This is a genomic window from Marinomonas ostreistagni (assembly GCF_016888445.1).
In the GTDB taxonomy this organism is placed as follows: Bacteria; Pseudomonadota; Gammaproteobacteria; order Pseudomonadales; family Marinomonadaceae; genus Marinomonas; species Marinomonas ostreistagni.
In genome coordinates this window covers 198,048-210,778 of sequence record NZ_JAFEKF010000003.1, presented here as the reverse complement: position 1 = coordinate 210,778, position 12,731 = coordinate 198,048, and the positions used below count along the sequence as shown (strand labels likewise).

General features: G+C 47.4%; 15 protein-coding genes. 8 read left to right on the top strand and 7 right to left on the bottom strand.

Features of this window, described 5'->3' with window-relative positions; genetic code table 11:
- Window positions 1–48: 48 nt before the first annotated feature.
- On the bottom strand, window positions 49–477 hold the full coding sequence (locus JQX58_RS10735; protein ID WP_204146858.1) for an MAPEG family protein: 429 nt from the start codon (window positions 475–477) through the stop codon (window positions 49–51).
- A gap of 212 nt (window positions 478–689) precedes the next feature.
- Here JQX58_RS10735 and JQX58_RS10730 point away from each other — a divergent pair, with 212 nt between their 5' ends.
- The 3 genes from JQX58_RS10730 (at window position 690) to JQX58_RS10720 (ending at window position 2,850) form a co-directional block, all read left to right on the top strand.
- Entirely contained in the window at window positions 690–959 is a 270-nt protein-coding gene (locus JQX58_RS10730) for a DUF3820 family protein (protein WP_204146857.1), read from the top strand.
- 102 nt (window positions 960–1,061) lie between these two features.
- Window positions 1,062–1,439, top strand: a complete 378-nt coding sequence (locus tag JQX58_RS10725) for a DUF2946 family protein (RefSeq protein WP_204146856.1) — start codon at window positions 1,062–1,064, stop codon at window positions 1,437–1,439.
- 58 nt (window positions 1,440–1,497) lie between these two features.
- The gene (locus tag JQX58_RS10720) at window positions 1,498–2,850 is read left to right on the top strand and encodes a PepSY-associated TM helix domain-containing protein (protein ID WP_204146855.1); all 1,353 of its coding nucleotides are present in this window, start codon (window positions 1,498–1,500) and stop codon (window positions 2,848–2,850) included.
- Window positions 2,851–2,924: 74 nt separating this feature from the next.
- On the opposite strand, the gene JQX58_RS10715 is transcribed toward JQX58_RS10720, so the two are convergent.
- From JQX58_RS10715 to JQX58_RS10695, 5 genes are all read right to left on the bottom strand, one after another.
- Window positions 2,925–4,301 (bottom strand): class II fumarate hydratase, encoded by a 1,377-nt coding sequence (locus tag JQX58_RS10715; protein WP_204146854.1) that lies wholly within the window; start codon window positions 4,299–4,301, stop codon window positions 2,925–2,927.
- Between the two features lie 2 nt (window positions 4,302–4,303).
- Entirely contained in the window at window positions 4,304–4,666 is a 363-nt protein-coding gene (locus JQX58_RS10710) for a hypothetical protein (RefSeq protein WP_204146853.1), read from the bottom strand.
- A gap of 256 nt (window positions 4,667–4,922) precedes the next feature.
- Window positions 4,923–5,402, bottom strand: a complete 480-nt coding sequence (locus JQX58_RS10705; RefSeq protein ID WP_204146852.1) for an FKBP-type peptidyl-prolyl cis-trans isomerase — start codon at window positions 5,400–5,402, stop codon at window positions 4,923–4,925.
- Between the two features lie 55 nt (window positions 5,403–5,457).
- On the bottom strand, window positions 5,458–6,042 hold the full coding sequence (locus JQX58_RS10700) for a DUF1439 domain-containing protein (RefSeq protein ID WP_239090298.1): 585 nt from the start codon (window positions 6,040–6,042) through the stop codon (window positions 5,458–5,460).
- 15 nt (window positions 6,043–6,057) lie between these two features.
- Window positions 6,058–6,912 (bottom strand): mechanosensitive ion channel family protein, encoded by an 855-nt coding sequence (locus JQX58_RS10695; RefSeq protein ID WP_204146851.1) that lies wholly within the window; start codon window positions 6,910–6,912, stop codon window positions 6,058–6,060.
- Window positions 6,913–7,035: 123 nt separating this feature from the next.
- Here JQX58_RS10695 and JQX58_RS15610 point away from each other — a divergent pair, with 123 nt between their 5' ends.
- A complete protein-coding gene (locus JQX58_RS15610) occupies window positions 7,036–7,455 on the top strand; it encodes a YebG family protein (protein ID WP_204146850.1) in 420 nt (139 codons plus the stop codon).
- A gap of 40 nt (window positions 7,456–7,495) precedes the next feature.
- Here JQX58_RS15610 and JQX58_RS10685 read toward each other — a convergent pair whose 3' ends face one another.
- On the bottom strand, window positions 7,496–8,167 hold the full coding sequence (locus JQX58_RS10685; protein WP_204146849.1) for a cytochrome b/b6 domain-containing protein: 672 nt from the start codon (window positions 8,165–8,167) through the stop codon (window positions 7,496–7,498).
- Window positions 8,168–8,329: 162 nt separating this feature from the next.
- On the opposite strand from JQX58_RS10685, the gene JQX58_RS15340 reads away from it, so the two are divergent.
- The 4 genes from JQX58_RS15340 (at window position 8,330) to JQX58_RS10665 (ending at window position 12,728) form a co-directional block, all read left to right on the top strand.
- Window positions 8,330–9,337, top strand: a complete 1,008-nt coding sequence (locus JQX58_RS15340; protein WP_338040732.1) for a GyrI-like domain-containing protein — start codon at window positions 8,330–8,332, stop codon at window positions 9,335–9,337.
- Between the two features lie 49 nt (window positions 9,338–9,386).
- Complete coding sequence (gene pepQ, locus JQX58_RS10675) at window positions 9,387–10,673, top strand: Xaa-Pro dipeptidase (protein ID WP_204146848.1); 1,287 nt, start codon at window positions 9,387–9,389, stop codon at window positions 10,671–10,673.
- A 166-nt stretch (window positions 10,674–10,839) separates the two neighbouring features.
- Window positions 10,840–11,778: a pca operon transcription factor PcaQ gene (gene pcaQ / locus JQX58_RS10670; protein WP_204146847.1), complete on the top strand. Its 939-nt coding sequence runs from the start codon at window positions 10,840–10,842 to the stop codon at window positions 11,776–11,778.
- An 11-nt stretch (window positions 11,779–11,789) separates the two neighbouring features.
- Window positions 11,790–12,728, top strand: a complete 939-nt coding sequence (locus JQX58_RS10665; protein ID WP_204146846.1) for an AEC family transporter — start codon at window positions 11,790–11,792, stop codon at window positions 12,726–12,728.
- Window positions 12,729–12,731: the final 3 nt, after the last annotated feature.

Here is a 12,731-nt window from a genome sequence, read left to right as displayed (position 1 = left end):
ATCCTGTTTTAACAATATGAGCCTTTAACTTACTCTCTTTAGTGAGCGTTACAACTGAATTAAGGTAACGGCACACAACCCTAGCAAAGCGATGTTTGATAATAATCCCATTAAAAAGAAGTACGAACGTGGGCTTGGATTTTCATTAGTCGCCACCGCGTAGTACAACAACATATGTAAGATACGCGCCACGGCAAAACTCCAGATACAGATCATCACCCAAAAAGCGTCGGCGCCGATTAGGATTGCCAACATGATCACGCCCAACATCGCAGGCACATTTTCAATCGAGTTCATAAAGGTACGGTGCGCACGAAAAGTAAACGATTCGTGGCCAAGCGACTCATCAATCTTACCAGGAATCGCCCCATCCTTTTTGGCCTTGGAGCCAGCGGCGACAAACCACTGCACCATCCAAGTCACCAAAATCACGAAGATCCCCCAAAAAGCCGTTCCATATAACGTCGTCAGTTCCATGCTGTATCCCTCTTATAAAATGACTAAAAACATGCAGTTAAGTTGTCATAGGTGGCTGTCCGTTGCATCCTTTTGAGCACAACAGCCACAAGGTTTTCAAGGTTATTGAACAATACTTTAAAATAGGCACAAGTGAATGGAGCAATATGGAGAGCGAGGCCCTATAGGGGAACATGTGATAGCATGCGAGCTCTTTAAGTACCGAGGTAGTTATGATCGAAAAACAAGATTTACTGGATATTGCCCGTCAGAAGATGCCGTTTGGTAAGTATGAAGGTCGTTTGATTGTCGATTTACCGGAAGAGTATTTATTGTGGTTCAATCATAAAGGCTGGCCGGAAGGTAAACTAGGCCGTTGGTTACAGCTTGCTCTAGAGGTCAAAGTAAATGGCCTTGAAAAGATCGTCGAGCCATTGAAAATGCCAGAGCCTTCAGCACCTAAACAGCCCAAAGTGCAAATTCGCTTTGATGATCTGAACTGATGCCTGTGATGCATCGCAAGGTCTAGATAAATATTTCTTGCGCATTTTAAAAGGCTTTCGTAGAGTTACGCCTCTTTATTTACTGCTCGACACTCATTAACTGTGAAACGCCATTCCCATATTTTTTTGCTACTCTGCTGGCTAGCGTACTTTGCAGTACCGCTAGTCAATGCTGTGGGGCAAACTGGCGCGCAGCGGATCGAAATCTGTACCACATTGGGTGTCGAGACCTATTACGTTTTTGCTATAGAAGAAGCCGATAAAGACAAAGCGAGCCAACACAGCAGCTCGCATTCTTGTCCTTGCACCCATTTCTTTATCGATAGCGCCACGCCGGCACTGGTAGCACTCTCACCACTTAAACCCATTCATCTAACGATGTCACCGACCAACAACTTGTTGGCCGCCACCCCACAAATCGTCCAAGCCCGCGCGCCACCTATGCAGCCTGCGTTGAGTACTGACCTAACACTAGCATGATGCCCTAATTCCAAGGGGCATCATTTTTGTATGCCCTTATTTTGTTGCAGGATTTCTCATGTTTGGCACAAAGGATTTTTATCGTTCCGTTTGGCGCTGGCACTTTTTTGCTGGTTTATACGTTGTTCCATTTTTAGTCATGTTGGCCCTTACTGGCCTCGTGATGATCTTTGATCCCATTATCGAGCGTGCATTGCATGCGGACTTATATAAGGTTGAGCAGACCTCGGCCACGCCTATCTCCTACGAAGCGCAATACCAATTGGTCGCACAGCAATACCCTGATAGTGCGATTACACGACTCTATGTCTCTGACGAAGCCAATGATGCAACACGTTTCCAAGTCAACGTCGCAGGCGATAATCGCTCAGTTTTTGTCGACCCTTACCAAGCAAAAGTACTAGGCGATATCAGTATTAGCGACTCTTGGTACGTCTGGGCCGATGACACCCACGGCACTTTTATGCTGGGCTTAACAGGGGATTGGCTGATCGAGATTGCGACCAGCTTTACCATTTTGTTGATCCTAACTGGGGTCTTTATGTGGTGGCCCAAAGCAGGAGAGTCCGCTTGGCAAGCCGCTACTCGCATTCGCGGTAAAGGTCGTAACCTATGGCGTGACTTACACAGCGTTATCGGGATTTGGGTCGCGGTGATTTTATTGTTTTTCTCGATTTCTGGCTTAGCTTGGGCAAGCATCTGGGGCGGCAAAATGCTGCAAGCTTGGAGCACCTTCCCAGTCGAGCAAAGCGCCAAGAATGTCTCCTCGACGCTCACCCACGAAGACTTAAACCTCAAAGGTCTTAAACAAATCCCTTGGAACCTTGAGCAAGCGCCGCTACCTGAGTCCACAACACCGATATTTGGTCAGCGCTCTATAACACTGGATCGAGTCGTAGATGATGCTCAAGCGATCGGCTTTACTCGTTTTCAGCTGCATTTTCCTAAAGGTGATACGGGGGTATTTACCACCACAGCCAGCACCATGGGGCGCGATATTAATAATGCTCTGGATGATCGTACTGTGCACTTTGATCGTTACTCGGGGACCGTTATCGCTGATGTAGGCTTTATGGATTACAACTGGTTTGCTCAGTCGATGGCCTTTGGCATCGCCTTACATATGGGCCAGTTTGGCGTCTGGAATTTGATTGCGTGTGTGCTTTTTTGTCTGGCGGTGATCTTACTGTGTGTGTCAGGTGTAGTGATGTGGTGGAAGCGCCGCCCAGCACAGGCGTTAGCAGCGCCCCCACTCCCGAAAAACCTTAAACGTTGGCAACATGCGGTGTGGTTACTGCTGCCGATTTCATTATTGTTTCCGATGGCAACGCTCGGTATCTTGATGATCGTGTTACTGGATCTATTGGCTTATCTCGTCGCGCCTAAATTGCGCTACCTTTGGACAGCCTAAGATAAGCAGAGCTGGGCAGTGGCTTGCGACCTTACCCAGCTCCTATCCATCTTCCGTGATGAAACCTTAACCTGCTATAAACCACCTTTGGTTAGCTTTGCAGGATCTAGTAATTGCTGTAATTCTTCTCGACTTAAATCGGTTTCTTCGGCGGCCACATCGATGATTGGACGCTTATCGGCGTAAGCCTTTTTCGCGACTTGCGCCGCTTTTTCGTAGCCAATGATTGGATTAAGAGCCGTCACCAAGATAGGGTTCTTGTCCAACGCTTCTTTTAACTTCTCATCGTTTACCGTTAACGTATCAATGGCTTTATTCGCCATCAAGTGCGCGCTGTTGGTGAGCAGCTGAATGCTACTTAACAAGTTGCTGGCGATCATAGGTAGCATCACGTTAAGCTCAAAGTTACCCGATTGACCACCGACTGTGATCGCTGTGTCGTTGCCCATCACTTGTGCCGCGACCATAGCTGTCGCTTCTGGAATCACAGGATTAACTTTACCCGGCATGATCGATGAACCCGGCTGTAGCGCTTCTAAACTGATTTCGCCCAATCCCGCTAACGGGCCTGAATTCATCCAACGCAAATCATTGGCAATTTTCATAAAGGTCACGGCGGTGGTTTTAAGCGCCCCCGACAGCGCAACCGCTGTGTCTTGCGAGCCAATCAATGCAAAATGATTATCCGCTGCATGGAACGAAACACCCGTAAACGCAGACAATTCTTGTGCCACCAACTTGGCAAACTCAGGGTGAGCATTAATACCGGTGCCAACCGCGGTACCACCTTGAGCCAATTTGCTTACCTTGGGCAATAAGGCATTGAGATTATCGATGTTGTCTTGCAGCTGGGCCGCCCAACCATGAAAGGTTTGATCCATACGCACTGGCATGGCATCCATTAAGTGTGTACGCCCTGTTTTGGTGTACTGCTTAAGGCTATCGCCTTTGACACTGATGGTTGTTTTTAAATGCTCAAGTGCTGGCAGTAAGCGTTTACTGACCTCGATTGCGGCGCTGGCGTGGATCGCACTTGGGATGATGTCATTACTGCTTTGACCGAAGTTTACATGATCATTAGGGCCGACTGTGGCGCCAAGCTTCCGGCTGGCCAGCGTTGCGATCACTTCATTGGCGTTCATGTTAGAGCTGGTCCCCGAGCCTGTCTGAAAGACATCGACAGGGAAATGCTGCATTAAATCGTCTTGCTCAAGTAGATCAATACAAGTGTTTTCAATGGCTTGTCCCATCTCTGGCGTGATGCATTCAAGCGTTACATTTGCACGCGCGGCAGCGGCTTTAAGGCGAATCAGCGCTCGGATAAAAGGCTGTGGCAGAGACTGTCCACTGATGGGAAAGTTATTGATGGCACGCTGTGTTTGTGCGCCATATAGCGCGTCTTCTGGGACCTCTAACTGACCCATGCTATCCGACTCAATTCTGTTACTCATGACTAAACCCTCGCACTGTGTGAAGACATGAAGTAGTGACTTAGGGCGCGCAGCTCATGCTCTAGGCGAAAAAACTCTTGAGCATCTTGTTCAGTGATCACAAAGCGTTTGAGCTGCAATAATGGACGATGAATCATATCCAAGCACAGCTCACGCCAATGTAGCGCAACAGAGGCATCGCATACCGTATCCAGCAATACTTGATAAACACGCTTGTACAGTGCGTAGGCTTCTGAAATACCTAAGTGTTCAGCGTACTGCTCGCTGGTCTCTAAAAAGTAGTACAACACTTGCGGTGAATTAGACGCCGCACCACGTTTAATAGTCTGCTCAAGAACGGAAAACGGAACGATGTGATAACTCATGTCAAACGCCTCTTCAATGCAAATGATAATAATTATCAATTAATCATCGAAAACGCACTAAGTCAACCCTTCTTTTAAGTTTTAGTGTGGTATAAAAAATGCCGAGAGTGATAGTTAAAATAAGCTTTTAACCGATAATTGGCGCATTTTTGCGATATTTAATGAGAAATATGCAGAGGAAGTGAAACAGAAGATTTTTTCAAAGGAAGTGTAAAATATGCTGTCGATCAATAAAATCGACAGCATAGCAGTGCTATTAGTGGTGATGGCCACCGACACCGTGAGCATGACCATGAGAGATCTCGTCTTCAGTGGCGTCACGTGTATCGATAATTTGCACAGAGAACGTCAGCTCCTTGCCTGCTAGTGGGTGGTTAAGATCCACTGTCGCATGCTTAAGGCCTGCTTTAACGATTGTCACTTGGCGCACACCTTGATCGGTACGTACGTTTGCAACCATGCCAGGCTTCCATTTTTTAGCGCCATGCAGGTGTTTCACAGGAATTTGCTGTGTTTTGTCTTCTTGGCGCTCGCCATAACCTTCAGAGCAAGGTACGGTCACCTCAAACTCATCACCAGCAGCTTTACCGACCATCGCCTTTTCAAGGCCTGGGATGATGTTGCCATGGCCATGTAGGTATGCCAGTGGGTCGCTGCCAGCTGACGTTTCGATTAGAGTGTCCCCTTCACGCAAGGTGTAGTGGAACTGAACGACTGTATTGTCTGCGATAGACATAATGTATCCTCATTGTAAAAATCGGCGCTATCTTAACGCGAATAAAGCGCCACCGCTAAAAAATCATAAACTCAATGCTGTCATCGGTAATCACGATGTCTTTCACCATTTTAGCCGCCGCTTTTTCGACCGCAGAATGATTCAATACATACACCGGATGCTCGTTAAAATAACGCGCTAAAGCTGCTTCAAACTCACCATGCAAAGAGCCTAATGTATTGCGAAACATCTGGTCACTGATACTCGAACCCTGCACTGTCACTTGAGTCAACTTGGCTCCGACTAGATAAACTCGGTCTTCTTCGATGCGCAAACCTGATTCAAAAGATGGATCAAGCTCGGTCTTCATGGTCATGTCTTGACCAAATACGTTTAATGTACCGCGAATATCGGTTTTCATATCGACCAATACCAATCCACCATCACGACTGATTAAGTCAATGTTGGCTTCCTTGATCAGCAGATCTAAGTTTAACGTAGAGCCATCCAGTGTCAGCTCGATCACATCCGGCTGATTTTGCTCCAAGCGATTGGCCACCTCTTGGTTAAGCTCTTGCTCGCTGATGCTCATATCGGTACAACCAGTTAGCACTGTCGACAGCACGACACCCGCCATTAAACCTAATTTTTTGTACAACATGTTGCTTGGCGCCTCCTACGACTGACGCTTTTTTTCAAACCAAATACGCATAAAGTCTTCCGTAACCTTTTGCTCTATTTCTGCTGCTTCTTGCGTTGGGCAAAACAGCGACACGGTAAACACGTTGTATCCTTCTATCGTGGTTTGCACACGAACACTCGGCTCGGGACCCGCAATTTTAATGTCGAGGCGCTTTTCGATTAAATTATTATAACGAATCGCTACCTCATGAAAGTGCTCACTGTACTCACGAATTTTGGCGAGTATCGGCTCCTTTATTTCAAACAAATTTACGTCATCTGTCAGTCTAGAAATCGAAAAGGTATGCTCAATATAACGACGCATATAGTTTAAGTTTTGGATCGAATTGGTCAGCAGAACGCTGTTTGGCACCACAGTGGTACGCCCCGTATAGGCGTAACTACCGCCTTTAAAATCCACTTCAAATAAAGTCGTCGACAGCCAATCGCTGTCAGTGACTTCACCATCATAGTGTCCGATTCTGACCCAATCACCGACCTGATAAGGCCGTGTGCTGGCTTTATAAAAGGCCCCCACAATGCACGCAATAAACTCTTTGGTCGCGATAACCAAGGCCACCATAAAGGCGGCAATGGAGATGGCTATATTTTGTAGCTCGGTCGACCATATCAGTACTAACCCAATAACAATCAATAAGTTAAATACATTATCAACTGTATTGAGACGGCGCCTTTTGCGATCGACATCCAGCTTTTCATTACCACGTAAAGCGCGGCGTACAAAATGTCGCGCTACGGCAATGATTAAAATCCACAGTAGCGTACCAATGTACTCAAAATTGTTTTGCAAAAAAGACCAGTCAAAGTCTTCAAAATTAAAATCGGCCATATCACCTCATGCCTCTTAGTTTGCGCAACTTTATCAACATGGTCAGAAATAGCCAACAAAATACTGGACAGACGCAAAACAATAACTGTATATTTATACAGTATTCAAATTGAGGTGCGATTTATGCCTGTCGTAGTTAAATATGTTGTTGAACGTAACGGTGTCGAAAAAATGACTTTCTCGTCTAAAGCGCAAGCAGACCAATATGACAAGCTGCTCGAGACAGCTGAGAATCTTGAAGAACTGCTGCAAGACAGTGGCGTTGTCGAAGACGAGCAGCTAAAGATGTCACTGGCGATGTATTTGGCCGAAAACAAAGAAGACGTGTTAGCAGCTTTAGGGAACAAGCGTAAAAAAACGCCGAAAAAGCCCGTAGATAATCAGACGTCAGAGCAGCAGGAAGAACAACAGACGCTAATGGATGATCTGGTTATTGAACCGGATGAATCTTCTTATATTGAAGAAGACGATAGTGCTGAGTCCTATCGCGATGACAGCGATGACTACAGCATGGACCAATACAGCGACAGTGATGCTGCCTAAGCAGCATCACAGTTCACTTTTCTATGCTGGGTTGGGCCTTTTAGATCGGCACGCTCCAAAGCCATGCCAACCAAGCTAATGCCACCATCAAGGATACCGTCACCCCCAACCTTGGTGTTTTAATCGCCTGCTCTGGGGTATCGCGCTCTTGCCCATGTATGACTTTACGACCGTGTACCATCGCCGCAACTAAGCGCTCTTTAAAGCGCAATTCGTGATACAACACTGCCACGATATGTAACGCCACTAGAATCAATAATATATCTGGCAATAAATGATGCAGGCTCGACATCTGACTATTAAATGCCTCCCCTAGCGCACCGTATAACGGACCAAACCAAAAAATATCATCGCTGGTAAATAAGCCACTTAGCCACTGTAAAGACAAAGCTAATAACAGCACTAACACCATAATACCGCCAACTGGATTATGACCTAAGTAGGCTTTGCCGCGCCCAATTAGCAAAGTTTTGACGTAACCCAGCACCTCCATAGGGTGATAGAGAAACTGCTTAAAGCGAGCGAAAGAAGACCCCAAAAAACCATACAAAAGGCGGGCAATGATCACTGCGGATAAGCTGTAGCCCATGTAAAAATGCCACTGCCAATAATCCTCATCCGCTCTACCGGTAAGAATGAGACCGGTAAACAAAATAACCATAAGCCAATGCATGACTCGCACCGGCCAATCCCACACCAAAACTTTTTTCATCTCCTAAGACTCCCTTTATTGATCGAAAACACTTTTCCTGGATGCCTAACCATTCACTATACTGACCTTAAGATTTGCCTTTTGATCCAAATTTAGGGAAATTAACCTAAATGGAATGTGCTTCTGTCGACGTATGATGTGACAGTAAGGAGAGCAAACACCGTGATTATTGGATTTATTATCGCCATTGCGTTACTGCTAATCTTGATCGGTTATTGGTTATTTACGCAACACCATTGTCATGTGCATCACACGACTCTGCTGCACAGTGGCCCCGAACAATTGTTCGCCGAGGTGTCGCAGCTTGAGCAATGGGCGGCTTGGCTACCCTGGCAGTGGTACGATGATAGCAGTTCTTGTTCGGTTCACTATCACTCCCTTAACTACCTAGAGCAATCCTTGATTCAGCTCAAAGGCCCTCATATAGGCCTAATTAGCTGTCACATTGAAGCTTGCCAAGCCCCGAATTCTCTGGTGTTTAGCATTGCCAGCGATGGTTACTACCCTTGTCCTATCCAGATTAAATTTGAACTCACAACCCAACCCAATGGCAGCCACGTTTTGCACGCGATCGCCCAAGCCGAGCTAGGTTTTTGGCAACGCCTACAGCAGCACGAACTGCTTCATCAGCTGATGCACGATACCCGCCTAATGCTGGTTGGTCTTAAGGCCCAAATAGAGCAAGACAGTGTCGCGAGTATGCGCTTTGAGCATTTAGAAATTGGCCCACTAGCAAACATCGATGCGGTGACTCGACCTTTTATCGTCAGTGACCAACCCATGTCACAAAAGATGGAGCAAGGGTTTCGTGACTTGATCACTACTCTAGGGCCAGAAAACCAGCCCGCAGGGCCAAGCTTTGCGCTCTATGATGCAGCCGACCCTAAGCATCACTATTTTACCGGTAAACTGGGCATTACCATTCAGGGCTTAAGCCCCTGTGAGGCAGAACCCGAGCGCCTCACTTTCAAAGGCCGCTACATTGGTCTGCGCTACCAAGGCAGCTATCACCACCTAGGACTTGCATGGCATATTTTAAAGCGCTACAGCGAACTACACGGGTACCGCCACGCACGCCAACGTAGCAGTTTAGAGTTGTACACAACTTCTCCGCGAGACAAAGTTGATGAGACACAACTCACCACACTGCTTTACCTGCCAATTCACTAGAAAGGCAAATAATAACAATAACTTATAAATATAAAATCAAGGAACACAGATGACCAATACGCTCTACACACAGCACCTCACAACGCTTTTACAGCGCTACCATAGCGCGCTGAATCAATTTGAGCTAGATGCCATTATCGTGGCAGCTGGCGCTCCAAGTTACTATTTTGATGATGACAACAGTCATCCTTTTAAGCCTTATGCCAATGCCCAACAGTGGCTACCATTTGATCTTCCGGCCAACAGCTTTATCGTCATTAAGCGTGATAAGCCCGAGCTTATCTGGCCAGTGAGTGAAGACTTCTGGCATCTAAATCCGGCGATTCCTGAAGGCGAGTGGCAACAACATTGGCAGATTACACCAACGCGAGATGATAGTTGGTGCCAAGCCTTACCCACACGCCAAGCCATTATCGGTCCAGTCAGCGTTGCTGGTTTAAGCCACCATGAGGCGCTAGCGACTTGGCTTAATTTTGATCGTGCTATTAAAACGCCTTATGAAATTACCTGTATCAAACAAGCCTCTGTCAAAGCGGCCAAGGGACATAACGCCGCCAAGCAGGCGTTTTTGGCTGGCGCGAGCGAGCTAGAAATACACCTCGCCTATTTACAAGCCACTCAGCAAGATGCCACCCACACACCGTACCCCAACATTGTCGCCCTAAATGAGCATGCAGCGGTGCTACACTACGAGCAAAAGCAAACCGAGCGCCCTATTCGACCTTTGACACTGTTAGTCGACGCTGGAGCGACCCATAACGGCTACGCCAGTGATATCACTCGCACTACCGCTACACTCAATGATGACTTCTATGCCTTGGTCGAAGATATGGAAGAGCTGCAACACACCATCGCCCAACGTGCCGTGGCTGGCACAGACTTTATCGAGCTACATCAACAAACGCTGCACGGCATCGCCCACTTGCTTCTGCGTCATCGAATTTGCTCTTTAAGCATGGAAGAGCAGCTCGAAAAGCGTGTCCCTCATCACTTTTTCCCCCATGGTCTAGGCCATTTACTCGGTCTGCAAGTGCACGATGTGGCGGGCAAGCAAACCACGGCTTTAGGTACCACTCACCCGGCGCCAGAAGAGCATCCTTTCTTGCGTATGACGCGGACACTAGATGAGCACATGGTGTTGACCATTGAGCCAGGACTGTACTTCATTCCAACCTTGATGGATCGCATGAAAGCCAAAGTACGAGGCCATGGCTGTGATGTGCGCAAAATTAACGAGTTTATGCCCTATGGCGGCATTCGTGTGGAAGATAATATCGTCGTCGGTGTTGAAGGTGTGCGCAACCTCACTGAAGAAGCGTTCAGAGAAATACAATAGATATCGATTTGGTTATATATTCCACACTTATTTGCCAAAGTTGAGCGCTAAATTGGCACAAAATGAAGATTAGCATAGCGTTTCTTGTATACATCTCTTTAAACTTACGGCGAATAAGAGTGTAATAGCAGGCTTCACAATCAGCTGACTTAGGGCCATTGTTGTTATGGTAGAAAATCGGATTAAATATCGTCACTTAGAATGTTTTTTAGAGGTGACTCGTCAAGGCAGCGTGGTCCGAGCTGCCGATATTTTATCGCTCACGCAACCAGCGGTGTCCAAAAAGCTCAAAGAACTGGAAGAGATTCTTGGCGTGCGCCTACTAGAGCGCAGCAAAAAAGGCATTGAACTCACCCACTACGGCAACGTATTTCTAGAACACGCCAGCACCAGCGTAGCGGCCTTACGCGAGGGTGCTGAGCGTGTGGCCCAAGCCCAAGCCACCGGCTTACAAAAGCTGAACATTGGCGTACTGCCGACGGTCGCGACCAGTATTTTGCCCGAAGCAGTGAAACGCTTTCGTCAGCAAAACTTTGATGTGCGCTTGCATCTTGTCTCAGGCCCAAACTCGTTGTTAATGAGCCAACTCCGCGTCGGCGAACTCGATTTAGTCGTCGGTCGTTTGGGCGTCCAAGAAGCCATGTCTGGCCTATCGTTTGAACATTTATACTCCGAACAAATCGCCTTTACCGTACGCCCGGGTCATCCTTTATTAAGTAAGCCTGATTTTCAGCTCAATGACATTGCCACCTATACCGTTCTGTATCCGCCGGAAGAGTCGATCACAGCACCGACTGTAGACGGCTTTTTGCTGGCGGAAGGTGTCAGTGCTCTACAAGATCGCATTGACACTGTGTCTGATTCATTTGGCAAAGAGTTTATCCGTCGCAACGACGCCATCTGGATCATTTCACGCGGCGTCGTGGCCCGTGAAATCGCCGATGGCGAATTGGCAGAGTTACCGGTTAATACTCGTGAAACTCTCAGCGCCGTCGGTCTAACCATTCGCGCCGATGCCACACCATCAATGGTGCTACAGCAGTTTAGCAAAGCGGTTAGAGACACCGCCGACAACCTTGAAAGCTACTACAACTCAGGCGAGTAATTGAGTCAATCATGTTGGAAATGCTGCTGACTATCGCCCCCGTTTTTACCCTAATGATGCTTGGGTTCGTGTGCGTACGTACACGCCTAGTCAATGATGACAGCATCGCGGGTATGGCTAAGCTGGTGTTATACGTTACGCTTCCAGCATTAATTTTCAGCACGTTAGCCAAGATGGAGCCCAGTGACGTATTTAACGGCCACTACATCTTGGCGTTTACGCTGGCGTCTTTTATGTCTATGGGGATTGGCTTACTGATGACGGTCGGGCTGCTCAAACGCCATAAACTTGAAGGTGCGCTTAAAGCCGCCGGCATGACCTGCTCAAACTCAGGCTTCTTTGGCTTCCCGGTCATGCTGCTGGTATTTGATGATCCACCAACCGCCGCCTTTGCCATGACCTTGATGGCCGAAAATGCCATCGTTTTACCCTTCATCTTTGCCCTATTAAGCTACTTTTCATCACGTGAAGAAGGTGTAGGGCTTGGCAAAACTTTATGGTCGACGGCCAAGCGCTTAGCGAAAAACCCATTGGTTATTGCGGTGGTCAGCGGCATGATCTTTTCGCAGTTTCACTTGGGTTTACCGCTGGTCGCCGATCGAGTGCTAATGATGCTCTCTGGCGCATCGGCCACCCTAGCACTGATTGTCTTAGGTGGGTCATTAGTAGGCACCAGCCTTAAAGGGAATGTCGCGGACATTTCAGCCATAAGCCTAGGCAAGCTGATCGTTCACCCAAGCTGTATGGCGCTCTGCATGTGGCTGGTACCGGGTATTGACGATAATCTACGTTTAGGCGCTGTGGTGTTAGCTGCGGTCCCGATGATGAGCATTTATCCCATCATCGGCAGCCAATATGGTTACCGTGCATTCTGTGCCAGCACCTTGCTGGTCACCACTTTGCTATCGTTTTTAACGCTGTCGATTCTATTGGCACTGTTAAATCTATAACCT